Annotated in this window: 13 protein-coding genes; 9 read left to right on the top strand and 4 right to left on the bottom strand. The window is 46.5% G+C overall.

The genetic code is table 11. From position 1 onward, the window contains the following. Nucleotides 1-127: 127 nt before the first annotated feature. The 6 genes from GWR21_RS12985 to GWR21_RS12960 all read left to right on the top strand — a co-directional run bounded on the left by GWR21_RS12985 (nt 128) and on the right by GWR21_RS12960 (nt 9,936). Entirely contained in the window at nt 128-3,481 is a 3,354-nt protein-coding gene (locus tag GWR21_RS12985; RefSeq protein WP_162332160.1) for a TonB-dependent receptor, read from the top strand. A 21-nt stretch (nt 3,482-3,502) separates the two neighbouring features. Then, entirely contained in the window at nt 3,503-5,044 is a 1,542-nt protein-coding gene (locus GWR21_RS12980) for a RagB/SusD family nutrient uptake outer membrane protein (RefSeq protein WP_162332159.1), read from the top strand. A gap of 46 nt (nt 5,045-5,090) precedes the next feature. After that, nucleotides 5,091-5,948: a hypothetical protein gene (locus GWR21_RS12975; RefSeq protein ID WP_162332158.1), complete on the top strand. Its 858-nt coding sequence runs from the start codon at nt 5,091-5,093 to the stop codon at nt 5,946-5,948. Nucleotides 5,949-6,135: 187 nt separating this feature from the next. Then, entirely contained in the window at nt 6,136-6,996 is an 861-nt protein-coding gene (locus GWR21_RS12970) for a glycoside hydrolase family 16 protein (protein ID WP_162332157.1), read from the top strand. Then, on the top strand, nt 6,993-8,450 hold the full coding sequence (locus tag GWR21_RS12965; RefSeq protein WP_162332156.1) for a glycoside hydrolase family 30 protein: 1,458 nt from the start codon (nt 6,993-6,995) through the stop codon (nt 8,448-8,450). Before GWR21_RS12970 ends, GWR21_RS12965 begins: the two co-directional genes overlap by 4 nt. Nucleotides 8,451-8,472: 22 nt before the next feature. Further along, the gene (locus GWR21_RS12960; protein ID WP_162332155.1) at nt 8,473-9,936 is read left to right on the top strand and encodes a glycoside hydrolase family 30 protein; all 1,464 of its coding nucleotides are present in this window, start codon (nt 8,473-8,475) and stop codon (nt 9,934-9,936) included. A gap of 163 nt (nt 9,937-10,099) precedes the next feature. On the opposite strand, the gene GWR21_RS12955 is transcribed toward GWR21_RS12960, so the two are convergent. From GWR21_RS12955 to GWR21_RS12940, 4 genes are all read right to left on the bottom strand, one after another. Beyond that, nucleotides 10,100-11,722, bottom strand: a complete 1,623-nt coding sequence (locus GWR21_RS12955) for a RagB/SusD family nutrient uptake outer membrane protein (protein ID WP_202929082.1) — start codon at nt 11,720-11,722, stop codon at nt 10,100-10,102. A gap of 26 nt (nt 11,723-11,748) precedes the next feature. Beyond that, on the bottom strand, nt 11,749-15,036 hold the full coding sequence (locus GWR21_RS12950) for a SusC/RagA family TonB-linked outer membrane protein (RefSeq protein WP_162332154.1): 3,288 nt from the start codon (nt 15,034-15,036) through the stop codon (nt 11,749-11,751). A gap of 264 nt (nt 15,037-15,300) precedes the next feature. After that, the gene (locus GWR21_RS12945; protein WP_162332153.1) at nt 15,301-16,485 is read right to left on the bottom strand and encodes a FecR family protein; all 1,185 of its coding nucleotides are present in this window, start codon (nt 16,483-16,485) and stop codon (nt 15,301-15,303) included. 197 nt (nt 16,486-16,682) lie between these two features. Next, nucleotides 16,683-17,240 (bottom strand): RNA polymerase sigma factor, encoded by a 558-nt coding sequence (locus GWR21_RS12940; protein WP_162332152.1) that lies wholly within the window; start codon nt 17,238-17,240, stop codon nt 16,683-16,685. A 556-nt stretch (nt 17,241-17,796) separates the two neighbouring features. Between GWR21_RS12940 and GWR21_RS12935 the strand changes: the two genes are divergently transcribed. The 3 genes from GWR21_RS12935 to GWR21_RS12925 all read left to right on the top strand — a co-directional run bounded on the left by GWR21_RS12935 (nt 17,797) and on the right by GWR21_RS12925 (nt 24,418). After that, the gene (locus GWR21_RS12935) at nt 17,797-18,768 is read left to right on the top strand and encodes a glycoside hydrolase family 43 protein (protein WP_162332151.1); all 972 of its coding nucleotides are present in this window, start codon (nt 17,797-17,799) and stop codon (nt 18,766-18,768) included. Nucleotides 18,769-19,712: 944 nt separating this feature from the next. After that, nucleotides 19,713-22,823 carry a SusC/RagA family TonB-linked outer membrane protein gene (locus GWR21_RS12930; protein ID WP_162332150.1) on the top strand — a complete coding sequence of 1,037 codons (3,111 nt, stop codon included), beginning with the start codon at nt 19,713-19,715 and terminating at the stop codon, nt 22,821-22,823. A gap of 5 nt (nt 22,824-22,828) precedes the next feature. Further along, nucleotides 22,829-24,418 carry a SusD/RagB family nutrient-binding outer membrane lipoprotein gene (locus tag GWR21_RS12925; RefSeq protein ID WP_202929081.1) on the top strand — a complete coding sequence of 530 codons (1,590 nt, stop codon included), beginning with the start codon at nt 22,829-22,831 and terminating at the stop codon, nt 24,416-24,418. Nucleotides 24,419-24,447: the final 29 nt, after the last annotated feature.

The raw sequence follows: 24,447 nt of genomic DNA, 5'->3' as shown, positions 1-24,447 counted from the left end.
TTCTGAAAACCACGTCACGTTAAATTGATCTTCTAAAATTCCCAAACACTACAAAAGTATGCATTTAAACTTTAGTGGTAGGACTTTCCGTGTCCGGAAATCGCTATCAACCAAAATTCTCAACGTTATGAAACTGACAACCTTTTTGTTGCTAGTGGCTTGTCTGCAGATCAGCGCAAAAGGAGTATCTCAGCAAATCTCTATATCGGAGAAGAAGGCTCCCCTGAAAAAGGTACTTCGCCAGGTGGCTCGTCAGGCAGGAATTTCCATAGTTTATGATGAAACATTGCTCGCTACAGCCAATCCGGTAACTATCGATATTAAAAATGCTTCTGTTAAAGAGGTACTCGACATCTGTCTCGATAACCAACCTTTTGATTATACTATAGATGGTGCCCGCATCATCGTTAAAAGCCTGCCTATCGGTAACAAAGCCGCGGCAGACACTACCATCACCGTTACCGGCCGTGTAACTGACGAAAAAGGTGAACCTGTTCCCGGTGTAAGCGTTCGTGTAAAAGACGGATCCGCTGGTACCGCTACTGATGTAAATGGTAAGTTTACCCTGAAAGCACCTGCTACCGCTTCCCTGGTATTCAGTGCGCTCGGCTTCGCGCCATATACACAGGCGGTAGGTAATGGTAACCTGACTATCAGACTGAAAGGCTCCGAAACTTCCCTCACCGAAACGGTAGTGGTTGGTTATGGTGTGCAGAAGAAAAGTGTGGTGACCGGTGCTATCTCCAGTGTAAAAGCTGCTGATCTTGAAAACCAGCCTATCACGCGTGTCGAATCTGCCCTCCAGGGTAGAACTTCCGGTGTAACCATCGCTTCCAGCTCCGGCCAGCCTGGCTCAGGTTCCGCTGTTAGGGTGCGTGGTCTGACCACCTTCAACAATAATGATCCGCTGTGGGTAGTGGATGGTGTTGTGGTAGATAATGGTGGTATCGGTTACCTCAACCAGTATGATATCGAATCTATCGAGGTGCTGAAAGACGCGGCTTCCCAGGCTATCTATGGTGCCCGTGCTGCAGCTGGTGTGATCCTCGTTACCACCAAAAAAGGTAAAGCAGGTAAACTCAGCGTTAACTACAATGGTTATTACGGTACTTCCGCTCCTGCCCGTAAACTGAAACTGCTGGATGCTACACAGTATGCTACGCTCAGAAACGAAGCGGCTAAAGCTGGCAATGAAAACTCACTGCCTTACGCCGATCCCCGGTCATATGGTAAAGGCACCGACTGGCAGGATCAGATCTTCAACAGTAGCGCAAAACGCCAGAACCATGAGATTAGCATCAGCGGTGGTAACGACAGGTCTACTTTCTACTCTTCTTTCGGTTATCTGAAACAGGATGGTATCGTAGCCACTGACATCTCTAAATATGAGCGTGTAAACTTCCGTCTGAACTCTACTCATAAGCTGTCCCAGTGGGTGACCTTTGGTCAGAACGTGGGTTATGCTTACGATAAGTCTATCGGTCTTGGTAATACCAACAGCGAATTCGGTGGTCCGCTGGCTTCTGCCATCAACCTCGATCCTATCACTCCGGTAATCGTAACAGATCCTGCTGAAGCAGCGAATTACGATCCAAGGACGCCAACTGATGCCAACGGTAACTACTATGGTGTTTCCAGAGCAGTGGCACAGGAAATCACCAACCCGCTGGCTTACATCAAAACGCGCCTGGGCAACTATGGCTGGTCTCATAATATCGTAGGTAACGCCTACCTGGAAGTATCTCCGATCAAAGGACTGAAATTCCGTTCTACGCTCGGTTCCAAGATCTCCTTCTGGGGAAGTGAGTCCTTTACCCCTATATCTTATCTTAATCCTTCTACTATTGCTTCCCGTACCAATTTTAACCGTAGCTCTAACTCCGGTTACAACTGGAACCTGGAGAATACCGTATCTTACAATAAGGAGTTCAACAAACACAATGTTACTATCTTAGCCGGTCAGGGTGCCTACCAGGATAACCATACCCGTGCACTGAACGTAACATACTGGGACCTGCCTGTTAACAATTTCAAGGATGCGTCTCTCAACTATAATGTGGCGCAGGACCAGAGAAATGCAGGTGGTAGCGAGAACCCTGACCACAGGATCTCCTCCCTGTTTGCACGTGTGAACTACACCTATGATGAAAAGTACCTGGCAGAAGCGATCGTTCGTCGCGATGGTTCTTCCCGTTTTGGTTCTAACAATAAATACGGTGTGTTCCCGTCCTTCTCCCTCGGTTGGGTTGCTTCCCGCGAAGGATTCTGGAATGACAATCAGATCGTGAGCTTCCTGAAGTTCCGTGGCGGTTACGGTGTGGTTGGTAATGACAACATCGGTGACTTTGCCTACCTGTCTACTATCGGTGGCGGTCGTAACTACAGCTTCGGCTCCGGAGATACGTATCTGATCGGTTACAGCCCGAATGCACCATCCAACCCTGATCTGAAATGGGAATCTACCAGCCAGACAAACGTTGGTTTTGAAGCAACCGTCCTGAGAGATATCACCGTGTCATTCGACTGGTATAAAAAAGCTACCAGAGATATCCTCCAGAACCCACGTATTCCTTTATATGTAGGTGCTATCTCGAATCCTGCTGCTAACGTAGCAGATATGGAAAATACCGGTGTGGAACTGGAGCTGGGCTATCGTAAGAAATTCGGTGAATTCGACTTCTCTGTTAATGGTAATGTTTCTTATCTGAAAAATAAAGTGACCAACCTGGGTCAGGGTATACAATACCTTTCCGGCGGACAAACACTCCAGTCTACCAGCTATCCTATCACACGTACTGCCATTGGTCAGCCATTCAATGCCTTCTATGGTTTCAAAACAAATGGCATCTTCCAGAATCAGCAGGAAGTAGATGCGTATGTGGGTAAAGATGGTAAGAAACTCCAGCCAAATGCTGTTCCTGGTGATTTCCGCTGGGTAGATGTAAACGGTGATGGTGTGCTGACCGATGAAGGCGACCGTACTTTCCTGGGCAATCCTACGCCAAACTGGACATACGGTTTCACACTGAACTCTGGTTATAAAGGCTTCGACCTGGTATTATTCGTACAGGGTGCTGCCGGTAACAAGATTTTCCAGGGTTTACGCCGTCTGGATATCGGTGCTGCAAACTGGCAGACCAAGGCCCTGGGCCGCTGGACAGGAGAGGGCTCCTCAAATGATTATCCACGTCTGACCACAAAGGACAATAACAGGAACTTCACTAACCCATCAGATTTCTATCTGGAAGATGGTAGCTATGCAAGGATCAAATCTCTGCAGATTGGTTACTCACTGCCTTCTTCTCTGTTAAAGAAAGCGCATATCGAGAGATTCCGCGTATACCTGATGAGCGAAAACCTGCTGACACTGACCAAATACACTGGTTACGATCCTGAGATCGGTGGTGGTGTGTTCAGTATCGACAGAGGTATCTATCCTCAGGCCCGCTCATTCATGGTAGGTGTAAATGCAACTTTCTAATTATTAAAAGCTGATTACAAAATGAAAACAAGACAAATTCCATATATCATCGCAATGGCCCTGGGTTTACAACTGGCCAGCGGTTGCCGCGATAGCTTTCTCGAAGTAAAACCAAAAGGTACTGACCTGGAGGCTAACTATTACCGTAACGCAACAGAAGCCTTCAACGGGTTGATCGCTGTATATGATGTGGTAGGTTGGCAAGGTGGTGGTTATGTCACTAAAGTAGGTGCGCTGGACGCTGGTTCTGATGATCATCTTGCTGGTGGTGGCGGCCCTAACGACGTATCTTCCTTCCAGGTGTTCACCAACTATACACTGACGCCAGCACAGGGACCACAGGAAGAACTGTGGAAAAAAGGATATGCTGGTATCTTCCGTGCAAATACACTGCTGAACAAATTGCCTGGCATCCCTATGGATGAAAATCTGAAGAAACGCTTCACCGCAGAATGTAAATTCCTGCGTGCCTTCTTCTATTTTGACCTGGTGCGTTTATTTAAAAATATCCCACTGCTGACACAACCTGTTTCTACTTCAGAAATGTATGATGTGCTGCAGGCCACACCGGATGAAGTATATGCGCAGATCATCGAAGACCTGAAAGCTGCTATTGCAGAAACTAATTTTCCTGACCAGGTACCGGTAGGTACTGAAGGTGGTCGTGCTACCAGAGGTGCTGCACACGCACTGTTAGGTAAGGTATACCTGTGGCAGGAAAAATGGTCGGAAGCAGCAGCGGAACTGGCTGAAGTGAATGGTACTACCCCTGGTCAGACAAGTGCAAAATATGGTTACAAACTAATGGAGCACTTTGAAGACCTGTGGAAATTCGCTACCAACAAGTTTAACTCTGAGTCCATCCTGGAAGCGGCATACAGCTCTAATTCAGGTGGTAACTGGGATTGTGTGGCATGTACTGAAGGTAACGTGCTGAACATCATGGTAGGCCCAAGAGGATATAAAGTACTGAAACCAACCGCTCCTGATATGGTGTCCGGCTGGAGCTTCCTGGTAGTAACAAAGAGCCTCTACGATGCATTACATGGTGATCCACGTTTTAATGCAACTATTCTGGATATGGATAGCCTGAAGACGAATGGCATCGCTGACTATGCGCCTGGTCATGATAACACAGGTTATTTCCTTAACAAATTTGCTGCGAAGATCGGCGATCAGTCCAAAGGTCCTGGTAACAAGGAACTGAACTATCCACAGAACCTGTATGAGATCCGTCTGGCAGATACTTACCTGCTCGAAGCAGAAGCATTGCTCAAAGCTGGTCAGCCTGGTGGACCTGGCACCCGTGCCTATGCATTGCTCAATGCCGTACGTGCCCGTGTTGGTCTTAACCCGATCACTGCTACTGACGACAATATCTTCAATGAAAGACGTCTGGAGCTGGCTGGTGAAGGTCACCGCTGGTTTGACCTGGTACGTACCAAGAGAGCTGCGGCTGTACTGGGAGGTCGTGGCTTTGTGGCCGGCAAACACGAAATTCTGCCTATTCCATTACTGGAAATGGAAAACACCAAGATCGTACAGAGCGCAGAGTGGAAATAATCAAAGTGTACATTAACAGCATTCATGACTTAACAAACAGCACAAAATGAACTTTCACTATATCAGAAATACACGTACCATCGCGATGGCAGCTTTGCTGGCCGGCGCTGTATCTGCCTGTACGCCCGAGTCATCCGATAAGGAACTCGGCCCTTTACCTACTGCCAGCTTTACTGCTGAACCACTGGCCGGCAATCCGAATAAGATCGTTGTGACCAGTACGACTCCGGGAGGTTTCATGTTTGAATACACAGACGATAACAACAATAAAGCTACCCGGGAAAAAGATACCCTTAGCTATTTCCAGGCGGGAGAGTATACTATCCAGTTTACCGTATTTACCAGCGGTGGTTTTGCCAAAGCTGTTAAAAAGGTGACCATCGCCCAGAACGCCAAAACACAGGACATCCTGAAAGGTGGCGATATGGGTACGGATAGTCAGCAGTTCTGGACTGTGCTCAATACCGGCGGTACACAAACAGCGATCAGGATCGAGAATGGTGCTATGCACTTCGAGAATACCGGTGATTCCAATGGTGCGATCTACCAGAAGGTAAGCGTGAAAGCAGGTAAGTCTTATATCTTCTCTGCGAAAGTAACCGGTAACGGTGCAAGCAATTCCTGGTTTGAAATATATATCGATACAGCAGTACCCAAACAGGGCAGTGACTATGGCGGAAACAAGTATATTTCGCTGAACACCTGGGCAGGCTGTGGCGCCGTTAAGTTTACCGGTGACCTCGCTGTTATTGGTTGCGATGGTACTGGTAAGAACAAAAATGGCGTTATGTCGTTTACAAAAACAGGGGATGTTTACATCGTCGTGAAAGCTGGCAGTGCCGGTGGTACCTTAGGTACGGGTGGCATCGTGATGGATGATGTGAAGTTCCTGGAAGAAATCTAAATTGATTAGGAGTTAGGAATTAAGAATTAGGAATTAGCAAATATTGGAGACTGTCTTTTCCATCAATGCCTGTGATGAGTTAATGTTTTAATAACATCACTGTTAGCAGGACTGATGCCTCGTAAAACTGACGGCCAACCAATTCTTAATTCCTGATTTTTAATTCCTAATTTTTTAAAACGCATGTATGAAACAACTAAAATACCTTCCCTTCATCCTACTTGGCATTCATCTTCTTTCCTGCTCAGGAAAAGGTGATGGTGGTGGCAGTACCCCTGACCCTGTAATACCTCAGGGCCCTGTAGACAAGGGCTGGACATTTGAAACCACTCCTGTGTGGGCGGATGAATTTGATTATACCGGTTTACCCGATGCTACCAAATGGGGATATGATATTGGTGGTAGTGGTTGGGGGAATAACGAACTGGAATACTATACCAATAGTATCGATAATGCTGCTGTCGCTGACGGCAAACTGACCATTACCGCTAAAAAAGAAGCTAAGGAAAACCGTAACTATACTTCGGCCCGCCTCGTCAGCAGAGGGAAAGGCGATTTCCTTTACGGACGTATTGAGATCAGGGCAAAACTGCCTGCCGGCAAAGGTACCTGGCCCGCTTTGTGGATGTTACCTACTGACTGGGCATATGGTGACTGGCCTAAATCAGGTGAGATCGATATCATGGAGCATGTGGGATATGATCCTGATGTAGTCCATATCACTGCTCATACGGAAGCCTATTATTTTAAAATAGGTACACAGAAATCGGCAACGAAAAAGATCAGCAATGCCACCACTGCTTACCATCTCTATCGTATGGACTGGACTCCTTTCGCATTGCGTGGCTACATTGATGATCAGCTGATCTTCGAGTTTAAGAATGAAGGGAAAGGCTACACTGTATGGCCCTTCGATAAGAAATTTCATCTCCTGATGAACATCGCTGTCGGTGGCGACTGGGGTGGTGCGCAGGGAATGGACGACTCCATTTATCCCGTTACCATGGATGTTGATTATGTCCGTGTTTACAAAATGATTGAAAAATGAGATTCCAGTATAAAACAAAGATCAGTCTGACCACCTTCCTGCTATCAGGCATGATCGCTTTTGCCGCTTGTAAAGATAATGGCGGTGATACACCTGTTACGCCTGTTGATCCACCTGTTGGAAAAGATACAACAGATGTGAATATGTGGCTGACCAAAGGCGATAAGTCTGTGTTATTGCAAAAACAGAAAGTAAGCCTGTTGTTTAAAGATACGGTGAATGTATATCCTACAATTAAGGTTGATGAATCACAGTCCTATCAGTCAATAGATGGCTTCGGCTATTGCCTGACTGATGGTAGCGCCATGCTGATCAATGCGCTTACTGCCGATGCACAGGATGCTTTGTTAAAAGAACTCTTCCTGCCCGATACAGCGCACCTCGGTGTAAGTTATCTGCGGGTGAGTATTGGTGCCTCTGATCTGAGCGTAGCGCCATTTACCTATAATGACCTTCCCGCTGGTGAGACTGATGTGGATATGGCGAAGTTCAGTATAGAGAAAGAACGTAAAGACCTGCTGCCTATTCTGAAGAAGGTAGTTGCATTGTCTCCCAATATTAAAATACTCGGTTCTCCCTGGTCAGCTCCTTCCTGGATGAAGACGAACAATGCGTCTAAAGGAGGCAGTCTGAAGCCGGAATACTATGCTGCTTATGCAAAATACTTTGTGAAGTATATCCAGGCAATGAAAGCGGAAGGCATTACCATTGATGCGATCACTCCCCAGAACGAACCTTTACATGGTGGCAACAACCCAAGTATGGTGATGCAGGCGAATGAGCAGGCCGACTTTGTAAAGAACCATCTGGGACCTGCTTTTAAAGCGGCCGGCCTGACTACAAAGATCATCGTATACGATCATAATGCTGATAAACCCGAGTACCCTGCTGCCATCCTGGGCGATGCCGCAGCTTACCCCTATGTGGACGGTTCTGCCTTTCACCTGTATGGTGGCGACATCAGTGCCCTGACGCAGGTACACAATGCCTATCCGGAGAAGAATATTTACTTCACAGAACAATGGGTAGGTGGTCCGGGTAACTTTGGCAATGACCTGAAATGGCATGTCAGCACACTCATAGTAGGCGCTACGCGTAACTGGAGCCGTAACGTACTGGAATGGAACCTGGCTGCTGATCCTAATTATGGTCCGCATACTGATGGTGGTTGTACGACGTGCCTCGGTGCGCTAACAATTGGTTCCGGCGTTATTCGTAACGTTGCCTATTACATTATCGGGCATGCCTCTAAATTTGTCCGCCCTGGATCCGTAAGGATCGCATCCAATATCACCAGTAAACTGGACAATGTCGCTTTTAAAACACCCGATGGTAAAAAAGCATTGATCGTTGTGAATAGCGGGGATACTCCGCAATCTTTTAACATCCAGTATAATGGAAAACTGGTAACTACTTCGCTGGCCAATGGAGCGGTAGCTACCTATATCTGGTAACATAATAATTCAGTATTCATAGATGAGAAAGTATGCTTTGATGGGCCTGCTGCTGGTAGCTTATACCGGCTACGCGAAGAGCCAGACCCTGGCGAACAGGAAAGAGGCCACCGTGCCCTTACGCAAAACTGTGACGGTGTACACTACTGCCGAGAACACGAAACTACGTATATCCGAAACTGCCACACTCTCTTTTGCACCCATGAAGCAGCCGAAGGAAACAGAGGTCTGCATCTTTGTCGATCCTGCGAAGCGTTTTCAGACGCTGACCGGTATCGGTGGTGCGCTGACCGACGCTTCTGCAGAAGTATGGGCTAAACTGCCGAAAGAGAAACAACAGGAATTACTGAAGGCGTATTACGACCCGGTCAATGGGATCGGTTATACCCTGGCCAGGACCAATATACAAAGCTGTGACTTCTCCAGTGGTAGTTATACCTATGTACAGGAGCATGACAGTCTGCTGAAGACGTTCAGTGTAGCACATGACCAGCAGTTCCGTATTCCGTTCATAAAAGCGGTGATTGAGGCTGCAGGTGGAAAGATACCATTGTATGTGAGCCCATGGAGCCCTCCGGCCTGGATGAAGGACAACAACGATATGCTGCATGGCGGTAAATTATTACCCAGATATTACCAGTCATGGGCCAACTTCTATGTGAAGTTTATCAAAGCCTATGAGGCATTGGGTATTCCTGTATGGGGACTGACAGTACAGAACGAACCTATGGCGGTACAGAAATGGGAGTCCTGTAATTACTCAGCCGAAGAAGAAAGAGACTTTATCAAACTTTATCTCGGACCTACCCTGCAAAGACAGGGCATGGCGGGTAAAAAACTGATTGCCTGGGATCACAATCGTGACCAGGTATATCAGCGTGCCAGCACGATCCTGGAAGACCCGGCAGCCGCAAAATATGTATGGGGTATCGGCTATCACTGGTATGAAACATGGACTGGCAGTACGATGATGTTTGATAACGTACGCCGTGTGTCAGAGACATTCCCTGACAAGCACCTTGTTTTCACAGAGGGATGTGTGGAGTCTTTCAAACGTAACCGTATGGAAGAATGGTTCCTTGGAGAACGCTATGGTCATTCCCTGGTGAATGATTTTAACAATGGTACCGTTGCCTGGACAGACTGGAATATCCTGCTGGATGAAAACGGCGGTCCGAATCACGTAGGTAACTTCTGTTTTGCACCTGTACATGCAGATACCCAAACGGGAGAACTGATCTATACCAACGCGTATTATTATCTGGGGCATTTTTCCAAATTCATCCGTCCGGGCGCTAAACGTGTGGTCGCCTCTTCCAACAGGACCGATCTGGAAACAACTGCATTTATAAACAAAGATGGCAAACTGGTTGTTGTAGTATTAAACATGTCTGATAAGGAGGTTCCTTACAAACTGTGGATCAAGGGAGAAGCAGCACCGGCAAACAGCCTGCCGCACTCCATTGCCACCCTGATCGTTGACTAATTAGTGGACAACATAATATACAAAAGGCCCGCCGGAAGATGGCGGGCCTTTTTTCTTCACTCTTTCATCCAATCGTTGATCCTTCAACTCAACTGATGGTTTCCGTTTAAATCGAAAATTTCACATTCAGACAATCCTAACGTCCAAGCGTTATATCGGGTAACTATTGTACATCCCACCACAGTCTGGTAGCGCCGTTATCCGGGCCTTTCAGCAGGGTAATGGCTTTTTCTACTTCAGCCCTGTTGGTGTTATATTCATTCAGTGCAAATGGTAAACGTCTTATCTGGGTGGTACTGTTGATAACACCACCACTGAAGTTGTTCACAACAGGGAACAGCTTCGGATAACCGGTACGACGGAACTCCGTCCATGCTTCCTGTCCTTCAGGGAACATCGCGATCCATTTCTGGGTAATGATACGTTCCATTTTGGTCGCTTCTGTAGCAGCATCATCCCATCTTACCGTAATGTCGGAAGGAGCAGGCGCATTCGCCGCGCTGTTCTTAGGATCAACAAAAGCAGCTGGTTTGCTGGTGTTATCAGTCAGGTAGCTACCTGCATTTACACCCCATTGTGCCATAGAGATATTCACACCCTGCTCATACAGTGCCTGTGCGGTACCTCCTGCATTCGCAAAACCACGCAGGGCAGCTTCTGCTCTCAGGAAGTACACTTCCGCAGCAGTCATCAGCTGTACAGGCGTTCTGAGTGTGAAGGACGGGTTGGGGCCAGATACATTCAGATTAGAATAAGTAACATACTCAGGCTTATCTACGGTAGAACCAATGCGGATACCCTGGTATCTTTCAGAGAATTTGGTATCTGTTGATTTATCAAAGTATTTACCGATACGTGGGTCCTGGTAACCATTCATATAGCTGATGATTGATGCACCTGCACGGATGTCAGCCCAGTTGGTAGCGATGAACACCAGTGGGTTGCTGATACCGGTACCGGTGGTTTTTACCAGCATATTACCTGCGTTGCCGGTAATAACACCACCATTCGCTGGGTTCAGGGCTTTTTCAGCTTCCTGTTTCGCCAGCTCAGGGGCTACTTTCACGATGTGCATCGCCAGACGAAGACGCAGGCTGTTCGCGAACTGAAGCCATTTGGTGAAATCTCCGTCATACACCAGGTCAGAGTTAGCGAAGGAGAATGGCAAAGGCTGATTGACACCATTGATCTGGTTACGCAGATTGGTACCTGCGCTATCCAGTTCAAGGAAGAAGCGTTTGTACACATCTTCCTGGCTGTCATAGGCAATGTTGTTCTTGTCAGAACCAGCCTTGCTGTAAGGTATCGGACCATATATATCCGTCACACGGCTCATACCAGTTATCTGTACGATCTGCGCTACTGCCCATACAGCAGGATAATCTTTGTCAATACCGTTCTGGCGCAGTCTGTTCACATTTGACATCAGGTTCAGGTAAGCCACTTTAAATGGTTCTTCATTCCAGCCGGTGATGAGTGAATAGGAAAGGTTATTCTGGCCGCCGGCGAAGTTCGTCGGCGACATGAAATAACCTGAATAGCAGTCTGCGTTCAGATTCTGTTGTACCTGGTAAGAGTTCGGATCACCTCCGTTTGAGAAGTTAATAACGGAACGCTGTGCCTGTACCAGGAATGAGCGTACGTCATTGAAATCTCCTTTCAGATCGTCAGGAGAGATGCCGGTATTATCTGTATTATATAATTCAAAGTTCTTCGTACATGCGCTCGCACCCAGCACTACCGCTGCTGCTATCGCCCACATGCCTTTTTTATAATAACGTTTCATTTTCTTCAGTTTAGTAGCAACAATGATTAGAAAGTAGCATTCAGTGTCAGACCGTAGTTACGGGTAGCTGGTGGCATAAAGATGTCCACACCAGACAGACCATTGCCAGTTGACATTGTCAGCTCAGGATCGAATGGCGCCTTCTTGGAGAAGTACAGCAGGTTACGGCCGGTCAGAGACACTTTCAGCGCTTTTACAAAGCTGGTGCTCTTGACAGGAATTGTATATCCTAATGCTACTTCACGCAGACGTACGGTAGTAGCGCTGTAGATATATTCACCTGATGCAGCTTCACGGCCGCCTACAGCTGAATACCATTTGTTGGCATCTACATTCGTCACTGCATTACCGGTAGCCTTGTCCACACCGTTCACATTCACACCACCCGCATCACGTGCATCGCCGCTTTCTTTGGATACACCGTATTGATCCATCATCGCCTGTGTGATAGACAGTACTTTACCACCGAACTTGCCATCGATCAGGAAGGACAGGCTGAAGTTGTCATAAGCCAGATTGTTATTCCAGCCAAGCTGCCATTTCGTGTTGGAGTTACCAATATAAGTGAAGTCACCTCTCTTGGTTGGAGAACCGTCAGTGATCACCACACGACCCTGTTCATCTTTTACCAGTTCAATACCATAGATATCGCCGAAGGAACCGCCTACTTTGAATTTGGAAACGTAGTTAGAGCCGGAAGCGCCGCTGAGTGTAAACTCGTCAACACCTGGTGCCAGGGATTTGATCCTGTTCTGGTTAGTAGCAAAGTTGAGACCTGTATTCCATTTCAGTTTACCGTCACGCAGTACATCATATTTTACTACTGCTTCCACACCCTGGTTCTGGATGTTACCGGCGTTGATGAAGTAGTATTCAAAGAAGCTGGCGTATGGCGCGCGGATCTGTAATGTCTGATTCTTTGTATTGGTCTTATAGTAAGTAACGTCTGCACTCAGTCTGTTATCGAAGAAACGCCATTCCGTACCGATCTCTATGGAGTTTGTTTTCTCTGGTTTCAGATCAGTGAATGGAGCTGCCGTGTTGATCTTGAAAGTACCACCTACGTTGAAGGTATACTGTGCCGGATTAGACTGATAAGGCAGCGGAGAGTTACCTACCTGCGCAAAGGAACCACGTACTTTTGCAAAGCTGATGAACTCAGGCAGTTTCGCAACGGAGCTCAGAATTACGTTCAGACCAGCAGAAGGATAGAAGTAAGAACCACTTGGTGTAAATGCCAGGTTAGAAGCCCAGTCATTTCTCGCTGTCAGGTCCAGGTATACCCAGTCTCTGAAGGCGATGTTAGCACTACCGAATACTGATTGTACCTGGCTGTGGTTCTCCTGTAAGGAACCGGAGTTCAGTGGGTTGATCGCAGAGAAGTTCTGGATCATGAACAGGTTTGCGATATTCAGACTATCCTGACCATTATTGAATTTATTACCCTTTGTGACAACGTCCCTGAGGCTACCCCCCACCACACCGGTGATGCGGATGTCTTTATTTACAGGAATGTCGAAGTTGGCTAATACGTCGCCGTACTTCTGGGTGGTAGTGGTGTTACTGTATACATAACCACCGTTCCTGGTAGCCAGCTGTGCGATGGTACCAGCATATATTTTCTGTTCAAACACATCATTGATCCTGTCGATGTTACCACGCGCCTGGATATTCAGCCATTTGTTCACTTCATACTTCAGACTTGCATTCAGCAGTAAGCGGTTACGGTCAAGGGTGTTCGGGTTGCGGTTAGCGATCCACCAGGGGTTCTGCTGTACGTCTTCATTGTTTAACCAGTTCTGCGTCATCAGCCTTCTCGCCGGATTCATCACTTCGAAGTTGTCTTTGTACTGCTGCAGGTTGTTACCACGAGGGAACAGGTACAGACCCGTCAGCGGATTGAAATAAAAGCCGCTCAGTGGTGTGTTGTCAATTGTCTGGGTGATGTAGTTCACATCTGCTTCAGCGGTCAGTTTGTCATTCAGGAATTTACCTGTTTCCTTGAAGCTGATGTTATTACGGGACAGTTTATTCTTAGGCTCAATACCTCTCGCAGCTGTATTCGCGTAAGAGAAGTAAGTCTGCATTTTGTCTGTACCACCTGCGAGACTCAGGGAGTTGGTTGTGTTATAACCATGCTGGAAGAAAGAAGACAGGTTATCCTGTTCGCCGCTTGCTATTTTATCGCCCCAGCTCTGCGTAGAGCTGGATGCGCCGTAGTTATTCTGGAACTTAGGTTTGTAAGCGAGGGTGTTCAGGGTATTGCTGGAAGAGAAGCTGATAACAGTACGACCTGCCTTTCCGCTTTTAGTCGTTATCAGCACCACGCCATTTGCACCCTGGCTACCATACAGTGCGGCAGCAGAAGCACCTTTCAGTACGGAGATACTTTCGATATCATCCGGGTTCAGGTTGGATATCGGGTCGCCACCATCGTAAGAGCCGCTACCACCGTAAGCAGAGTTAGGCTGATTGGTGACAGAGTTATTGATAGGAATACCGTCGATCACATATAATGCCTGGTTGTTACCCAGACCAGATTTGTTACCACGCAGGATCACCTTGGCAGAACCGCCGACACCGGAAGCACTGGAAGAGATGGTCAGACCAGCTACTTTACCATTCAGGGTATTCATCAGGTTCGGATCTTTTGCTTTGGTCAGTTCCACGCCACTTACCTGCTGTGCAGAATAGGTGATGGACTTCTCAGATCTCTTAATACCTAACGCCGTCACAACAACAGTGTTCAGTTGTTTGTTAGTCTCCTGTAATACCACCTGGATGTTAGTCTGGCTGCCTACAGGAATTTCCTTTTTATCATAACCTACAAAGTTGAACACCAGTACGTCGGTGCTTTCAACATTGATAGAGAAGTGACCTTTTTCGTCGGTCAGTACACCGCGGGTAGTACCTTTTACCTGGATCGCCACATTAGGAAGAGGCTGACCGGCACCATCCACCACAGTACCTTCAACGGCAACAGCAGGTTGTACAGCAGCTGTTGTATTGTCTTTTTTGATAGCGCTGGGACGGATCACAATGATCTTGTCGGTGATAGTGTAGGAGAGCGGCTTGTTTTTCAGACACTTATCCAGTACTTCTGAAATGCTGGCCGATTTTAAGTTGATATCTATCGCGCCTGTACCCTGTAGCATTTTCTCATCGTATACAAACTCATAACCGGTCTGTTTACTAATGCTGTTGAAGATGTCGTACAGATTGAGGTGCTTACCTGTAATCGTGACTGATTGGGAATAAGATCTGGCGCTCAGGTTTAATGAGAATACCAGGGTCAGAATGGTCGTTAATTTCATAACCAACAATAATTTTCTATGCAAGCAGCCTTCCTTCGGAAAGGCCTTGCAGGTCTCGCGTAGTTCCATACTTTTGTGTTCTTGGCTTAATAATCTATTTTCAAACGTTTCGGAAATGGGTAGCCAATTTGTACCGGGTTCCGATGGCAGTCGGAATCCGGTTTTTTCTACCGGGAATTGACAGTACGTTATTTTCTTACGTGGTCATAACTGGAAAAGAATTTTAGTTTTTACATAATGCGGTCACCTTCGGTCCTGAAGGTATTACCGTTGTCGCCAGGGCCGGACGGTCACATTGTTCCCGCTGACCTCAAATTGAACCCTTTGAGTTGCTTCCAGCGCGGCTAATAATTTGCCGGCTTCTTCTCTCCGGGAGATAACGCCGGTCAGGTCAATATCGGAGACATCTCCCTGGTATTTCACCTCGATGTCGTACCAGCGCGACAGCTGTCGCATAATGTGCCTGATATTGGTATTCCTGAAGCGAAACTTGCCTTCTTTCCAGGCAAGGGTCTGTTCCATATCAGCGGGAGAGATCTCAAAATGATCATTCCTGTCTGACAGACTGGCCTGATGACCTGGTTTTAGTATACTGGCGTCGTTGCCATGCTTTACCTGCACGGCCCCTTCCACCAGTGTGGTTTTAATGGTCTGCTCATCCTGATAGGCCATTATATTGAAACTCGTACCCAATACGTTTACCTGCATGTCATTCACCTTCACATGGAAGGGTTGATTGGCCTGCTGTGTAACTTCGAAATACACTTCCCCGGTGATCTCTACATCACGGTCTTTGCCGGTAAAGGCAGTTGGGAACCGGATGCTGCTGGCGGCATTCAGCCATACCCGGCTACCATCGGCAAGGGTCAGCTGGTATTGTCCGCCATGCGGGGTGACCACGGTATTGTACATCACTTTTTCTCCTGCACCGCTGCCATTATAGCTAAGCGTTCCGTTTTTGTTCGTGATCCGGGTGTGACCCTGTTGAGCCAGTGCGCCGTTCCGGGCGCTGTCCAGCGGGATCGTGGTGCCATCAGCCAGTGTCAGCATCGCCTTGTTAGATCCTGGCAGGAGAGGCGCCTCTTTAACAGCTACTACCGGCGTAACCGTTTTCCGCGTTGCGGATACATAGTACACGGCTGTAGCGATCATCCCTGCTGCAATAGCGGCTGCCATGGAACCATATACCAGTCTGTTGCGTTTTATCACCCGCAGCTGGCGTGTGGCAGCAGCACCTTCATTGAAAATACCTTCCAGCAGGGCGTTTGCCTGACCGTTATCCCACCCCATATCGGGTGTGTCACTGTATAATGTATCCATTATATCAGCTTTAATGGCGGCAGTATAAGCTTCGTCCTGAACGGCCTGCATTAATTGCAGGTACTCTTCGGGAGTGATGTCACGACGTTTATACTTTTCTAGCAATCGCTTTATTTCTGATATTGTCATAGACGGCACTGGTTGATAGAAATAAAGACGATCCCCGGAATGGAAAGGAGTATTCAGGCGAAAAGTTTTTTTTAGGATTGACTACCAGTGAGTTGAGGATTAGGGATGGGGAAACGGTTGGCCTTTCTTTTAAAAAAGGTAGCTTTTTTATTAGTCTGTCATTATTAGTGCATATGAAGCTGATTCCCAATTCCTGATTAAATATGCAGTTGTTGTTTCACGAAGCTCCTCACCGTCTGCACGGCCAGCTGCATCTGCTTCTTAACAGTGTGAATGGAGATATTCATTTTATGGGAGATCTCTTCATTGCTCAGTCCCTCTTTCCGGGCGATATAGACCTTTTTGCGTTCCGGGGGGAGGCTGGACACCGCTCTGTTTAATAAATGGTCATATTGCCGCTCCTGGAGGCGGTAGTCGGTATCTTCAATGGCGTCGGGTTGTAGTTGAACGAAGTTGTCGACTGCTTTCAGCTGGGTCGCCTGTTTTTTGAAACTGTCATATATATGATTACGGGTCAGGATGAAGAGATAGCCGGTCAGGTCTTCCACATCGGACATAGCTTCCCTTTTCAGCCATATTTTCAGAAAAACTTCCTGTACGACCTCCCGGGCCGGTGTGGTGTTTTTCAGATAAAGCATGGCCGCATTGAACACCTGTTTGCTGTAGTGGTTAAATACAAGTGTATATGCAGATTCGTCACCCCTGGCTATCTGCCTTAATAGTTCCCGCTCCTCTGGTAAGGATGAATTTGACAATTTCCTATCGTTTGAATGCTGGCGGTAAAATTAGGAACAAAAAATGATATCGGAAGAGTACGAAATGATGAATGGGTTGTAGGAATAATGGCTTTCGATTGACGATTTGCGGATATATGAACAGGATAGTATATGTAAAGAGGGGACTGGGGCGTTCGCTACCTGATCTGTTAGACCAGCGATGTACCCGCATCGTTTCCAAGTGCTGTAAGTGAAAATAATACCATTTTAAACCATTCTATCTTATTTCTTCACCCATGGTTGGCCGTCGCTAGTTCGTCGCTAGCAGGTCGCTTGTTCGTCGCTTGTTCCTTCAAAACGCTGCAATCAGCTACAGATAAGGAGGCTTATTTGAGCTGTGCTGTTTCGCTGATGTTATTTTAACATGATCTGGTAGGGGAAACGGATGCTCGGAGTGAGATGCGCTGTGGATAACTCACCGGTTGGTAGCGTTCTTTGGGGGAATAGCCGGCCTTTTTATCGGGAAAATGGACTAATGGTATATAATCACTGTATTGCAGTTATTATATTGTGGCTTAAACTGGAAATTATATTTATGAGAAAGGTCTTAACGATTTTAGCACTGGCCGCCGCTGCCTCCTTACCTGCAGCTGCACAAAAAACAGCCGGTAATCCTATTGTGCAGGGATGGTATGCCGATCCTGAAGGAGTCATCTGGGGTAAGGAATATTGGGTATATCCTACATTTTCCGACAAATATGAAAAACAGGTGTTTTTTGATGCCTTTTCTTCCCGTGACCTGATTAAATGGAAGAAACATCCGCATATACTGGATACTGCCGCTGTAAAGTGGGCTAAAAAGGCCATGTGGGCACCTGCTATTGTCAACAAAGACGGGAAGTACTATTTCTTCTTTGCCGCGAATGATATCCAGAGCGATAACGAAGAAGGGGGGATCGGCGTAGCAGTGGCCGACAAACCGGAAGGTCCCTATAAAGATTACCTGGGTAAACCACTGATCGATAAGTTCTATAATAAGGCACAGCCAATAGACCAGTTTGTCTTCCATGACAAAGATGGACAATACTATATTATATATGGTGGCTGGCAGCATTGTAATATCGCAAAACTCAACAGCGACTTCAAAGGATTTACGCCATTTGAAGACGGCACTACATTTAAGGAAATAACACCGGATAAATATGTAGAGGGGCCATTTATGTTCATCCGTAATGGTAAATACTACTTCATGTGGTCCGAAGGTGGATGGACCGGTCCTGATTATGCGGTTGCTTACGCGATTGCCGACTCTCCGGTAGGTCCGTTCAAACGCATCGGCAGGGTGCTCGAACAGGATTCGACCATCGCCAGAGGTGCAGGACATCACTCCATGATCAATGTGCCAGGTACGGACCGCTGGTATATCGTTTACCACAGACGGCCGCTGACAGAAACGCATGCTAACCACCGTGTGACCTGTATCGACGAGATCCACTTTGATGAGAACGGGCATATCATTCCGGTGAAAATGACGAATGAAGGGGTGAAGAGAGACAAATTGAAATAATTAGGAATGGAATCAGGAACTAGGGAGTAGGAATTGGATGACCTGACGACGCTAATATCCTGTATGCATATATTACAGCAATGATCAAATACTTCATTCAAAGTAATTGCAGACGGTTAACAATAGTTGTAGACAGGTAACATCCAGTTCCTGATTCTAATTCCTGATCCCTGTTTTTTTTGTCAAAATCCTATCAGCGTACCCCGACCCCAAAGTCCTTACAGTCTTATGGCTAAAACGGTTTACATACAACCAGTATGTGTTAAAATAGTATTTGGTGAACCGTCCAAAAGGTTATAATTATGTACTACACAATTGTTATTGTACAGAATGTTAAAATTAAGTACATTCATTGTGTTAAATAAAAGTGAACAACCAGAGCTATTGTCGATGTGAATCAGTTATGAAATCCGGCGCAAGTGCCGTCCATGTATAAAACTTGTCATTTATAATTTTTTCGGAACAAACAGTAACAGTGAATTGTATTACTCGTAAGAGTAACTACGACTTTCAGACATATAAACTATTGAACAGCTAACTATTTTGAACAATTTTCTTTCTGCATCAGATCAGACAAAGAATTAACATCCGGTCTGTAACAGGAAGTAGGAACAATGAACAATTATTAATGATCTCAAATTTCTACTGAGTTTACAGCTATCTGCCTGCTTTGTGGGGGCTTCATCATCTTGTAAAAAGAATAAGTGTCTTTTTAACATTGTGGGTAGATAGCGTTGTGAAAAACGTATACTAACAATAAATTATCAGCAAATGGAAGCGTAATCAATGCTATCAACATAGCATAAGGGGGAAGTATTTTCTAACAACAACCAAATTATAACTGAACGAACAATGAAAAGAAACAATGTCGCACAGCGACCGGATCTTCTATGCCCGCAAGTGTCTGTCACTTGTCTATTCTCTAACCAAAAACTAAATCTATAATGAGACATCTACATTTGCTGTTTGTTACAATGTTGCTTTCCACGGTAGCATTTGCTCAAACAAGGCAGTTGCAGGGAACTGTCAAAGATTCCAAATCCGGCGCCCCACTTGGTTCCGTAAGCATCAAGGTACAGGGAAAGAACATTTATGCCATTACTGGTGCAGATGGCGCATTCACCCTGAAGAATGCACCGGAGGGAGAAATAACACTTGAAACATCATTGATAGGATATACATCCAAAGGTATTAAAGTAGCTGCCGGACAAAGCACAGTTGAATTCACCATGGAAGAGTCTTCTTCTCAGTTAGGTGAAGTCACTGTAACGGCATTAGGTATCTCCAAAGAATCGAAAAAACTGGGATACTCTGTTACCAAAGTAGATGGTGCTGCATTAACACAGGCCCGTGAAACCAACGTTGCCTACTCTCTCGGTGGCCGCGTGGCTGGTTTGAGCGTGAGTGGCACAAATGGTGGTCCCGGTTCTTCTGCACGTGTGCTGTTAAGAGGTATGGCCAGCTTTGGCGCCAGCAGCCCGTTATACGTTATCAACGGTGTACCGATGGATAACTCCCAGAGAGGTGCTGCCGGTGAGTGGGGTGGTTCCGATAACGGTGATGGTATCTCTAATATTAACCCTGATGATATAGAAAGCATGACTGTACTGAAAGGTGCATCTGCTTCCGCGTTGTATGGTACACGTGCTACAAATGGTGTGATCCTCATCACTACCAAGAGCGGTAAGAAAGGTACCATGCAGGTGGAATATAACATGAACTACACATTGGATAAAGCGATCGACTTTACTGAATACCAATACGAGTATGGTCAGGGTCAGCATGGTGTGAAACCTGCCAATGCTGCTGACGCACTGTCCAGCACCCGTCTGAGCTGGGGGTCAAGACTGGATGGTTCTATGACACCACAGTTTGATGGTAATTCCTACGCTTATTCTGCTGTAGATGACAACATCAGCCGTTTCTACAGAACAGGTCCGTCTTTCACCAATACAATAGCAGTGTCCAGTGGTGGTGATAAAGGTAGTTTCCGTGTATCTGCTTCTTCACTGGATAACCAGTCTGTATTAAGGAACAGTGGTCTGAAACGTAAAACTTTTAACCTGAATGTTGACCAGAACCTGACCAGCAAGCTGAAACTGAGCGCGATGGTCAATTATATCGATGACCGCTCCAAGAACCGCCCTCAGTTGAGTGATGGTCCGCTGAATGCGAACAACGGTATCTTCCTGGCAACTAACATCAATGAAGACCTGTTAAAACCAGGTTATAATCCTGCTAACAATGGCCGTGAGATCGTATGGACTGATGATAACTATGTAACCAATCCATGGTTTGTAGTCAATCAGTTTGTGAACAACATCGACCGCAGACGCTGGATCTCTGCACTGACTGTACGTTATGACCTGTTTGACTTCTTATATGCACAGGGTCGTGTTGGTTATGACAACATTAATGACCGTAAATTTAAGGTAACGCCATGGGGTACCGCCTACTCCACCAGTACCTTACCTAACGGTACGACGGTGAGTGGTGACCTGGACCTGCGTAATGAACAGTCTACTGAGTTCAACGCGGATGGATTGATCGGTTTCAAGAAGAATGTTGTGGAAGACCTGCAGGTAGATTTGGCTGTCGGTGGTAACCTCCGTAAAAGAACCTGGGAAATGGTTGGTGTAGCCGGTAACCAGTTTATCATTCCTTATGTGTATTCCTACAGCAACGTTACAAATTTCAGCAGGAACTACGACTACGAATCAAGAGAATCGCAGTCCGCTTATTACACTGCTGACTTCTCTTATAAAGGTTTCCTGACTATCGGTACAACTGGTCGTTATGATGTGTATTCTACATTGCCGAGTGGCAACAGAAACATCTTCGTACCATCTGTATCTGGTAGCTTCATCTTCTCCGACCTGGTACGCATTCCTAAACTGAACTATGGTAAGTTACGCGCTTCCTACGCGAATGCGAGTGGTGAACCGGTAGATGCCTATATCACCAAGTCTTACTACAATGTAGGAAGCACTATCGGTGGTATCAGTACCGGTGATTTCTCCTCTACACTGCCAAACCTGTTCCTGAAACCATTTACGCTGAAAGAAGCGGAAGTAGGTCTGGAACTGAAATTCTTCGAAAACAGATTAGGCGTGGATCTCGCTTACTTCCATCGTAAAACGAAGAACGAGATCATTCAGGGTACGATCTCCCCATCTACCGGATATGAAAGGGCTTATTTCCCAACCGGTTCTACCCAGAACACTGGCTTTGAAGCGCAGATCAACGGTACGATCGTATCTAATTCAAGCTTCACCTGGAATGCTTCTGTGAATGGTACGTATATCAAGAACAAGATCCTGGACATCTACGGTGAAAACAGTAACAGTACTGTACTGACACTGGGCACCTACCGTCCGCTGAATGCGAACACTGCGCTGGTAAAAGGTATGGCGGGTCCACAGATCCTGGCATATGATTTCAAACGTAATGATAAAGGTGAAGTACTGCTGGATAACTCCGGTTTACCGATCAATGACGGTGTACTCAGACCAATGGGTAGTGTACTGCCTAAGTTCTTTGGTGGTATTAATAATGACTTCTCCTTTAAAGGCTTCAACCTGTCCTTCCTGATAGATGGTAAGTTCGGTGCGAAGATCCTGTCTGCTACCAAAGACTACGCTGTATTCCGTGGACTGGACAAGCTGACGCTGGAAGGAAGAGAAACTGGTATCGTAGTAGATGGTGTGATCGAAAGCACTGGTGTGAAAAACACGACCAGAGTAGACGCGCAGTCCTATTACCAGGCATATGCGAATAAGATCTCCAAGAACAGCGTACTGGATGCTGACTTCATAAAACTGCGTCAGGTGACTTTAGGTTACACACTGGGTAGCAAAGTACTGGGTAAAACACCATTCGAATCTATTGGTGTATCACTGGTAGCACGTAACCTGCTTACCCTTATGCGTAAATCTGATAATATCGATCCTGAAGCAGGATTTTCTTCACTCATTAACTATGCTGGTATAGAAGGTACAAGCCTTCCAAGTACACGTACTTATGGTGTGAACGTGAATGTCAAATTTAAAAAATAATGAACATGAAAAAAGGTTTGCTATATATAACGCTTGGTCTGACGCTGTTCTCATCAGGTTGTACACATGATTTTGATGAAATAAACTCGGACCCGGTAGCGGTGGATGGTACCCGGTATAACGCCAATCTCCTGCTGTCCAAGTCACAATACCAATACGCCAATAAGGGGTATGCGCAATTGCTGTTCCAGAGCATGTGGCCGCAGTTACTGGCTTCTACCTACAACTATTACAGCAATGGTGACAAATACGTGGCTTCATCTGGTATTATCGGTTATCAGAATCAGCTGTGGAATGATGATTACAGAGGAGCAAGCTTCGCGTATGAAATGATCACACTGGCGAAGGAAAAAGGCCTGACCAATCTGGAGAGTGCCGGTACGATCATGAAGATCCTGCTGATACAGCATATTACGGATTGTTATGGTGATATTCCTTACTCCGAAGCATTACAGGGAAAGACGAATGTTTTCACGCCAAAATATGATACACAGGAAGAGATCTATACGTCCATGTTGGCGGAACTGGAAACAGCTATCAATGCGTTCGATCCGGCGGCAGACAAGCTGACTTCCGACCTGTTCTACGGTGGTGATATCGCTAAGTGGAAACGCTTCGGATATTCCGTGATGCTGCGTGCTGCTATGCGCCTTGTAAAAGCAAAACCGGAACTGGCACGTCAGTATGCAGAGAAAGCAGCTGCAGGTGGTACGTTTGCAGGGATCTCAGACAACGCAGTATGTCCTACAGACAACTCTACCGGTAACGGTAATGGTACCAGTAGTGCGCTGCTGGTAGTGGAAGACTTCAGGGAAGTGAAATGGTCTAAACCGCTGATCGATTATCTGAAAGCGAATGATGACCCCCGCCTGGGTGTGGCTGCAGAAGTGCCGCCAGCTGGTCTGGCAGATGGTACCAACAGTGCGCTGGCAGGTAATAAAGATCCGAACGTACAGATAGGTATGCCCAATGGTTACGATCTGGCAGGAGGTGCGACAGATATCACCAAAAGATCAGACTATCCGGGAGGCACGGGCACAGGTGCGAATCTGTATCCACTGGGTAAATATTCCCGTCCGACTACCGCCGTTTATCTCGGTCGCAGTGCACCGGAATTCGTGCTGACCTATGCTGAAACAGAACTGTTGCTGGCCGAAGCGGCTGTACGTGGATGGACCGTAACCGGTAGTGCTGCTACGCATTACAGGAATGGCGTATCTGCAGCTTTACAGTCACTGGCTACATTTAGTTCCAGTGCTGCCATTCCGGCGGCAACTGCTGATGCCTATGCGGCAGCACATCCACTGGATGTTACTTCTACCAACGCATCGCTGAAAATGATCAATGAACAATACTGGGCTACCAATGGTTTATTATTTAACTTCATTGAGGCCTGGATTAACTGGAGGAGGTCTGGCTATCCTGTACTGACACCCGTTAACTACATTGGTAATTTCACCGGCGGTACTATACCAAGAAGAATTGCCTACCAGTCAACAGAAGGATCTACTAATCCCGTTAACTACTCGGCTGCGGTCGGCCGTCTCCAGGGTGGAGATACCTACACTGCAAGAGTATGGTGGGATGGACAATAATGTAAAAACTATTGAACTTATGCTAATGC

Source organism: Chitinophaga agri, from assembly GCF_010093065.1.
GTDB classification, from domain to species: domain Bacteria; phylum Bacteroidota; class Bacteroidia; order Chitinophagales; family Chitinophagaceae; genus Chitinophaga; species Chitinophaga agri.
The sequence above is the reverse complement of the archived record's forward strand: the minus strand, read 5'-3'. Positions and strand labels throughout refer to the sequence as shown.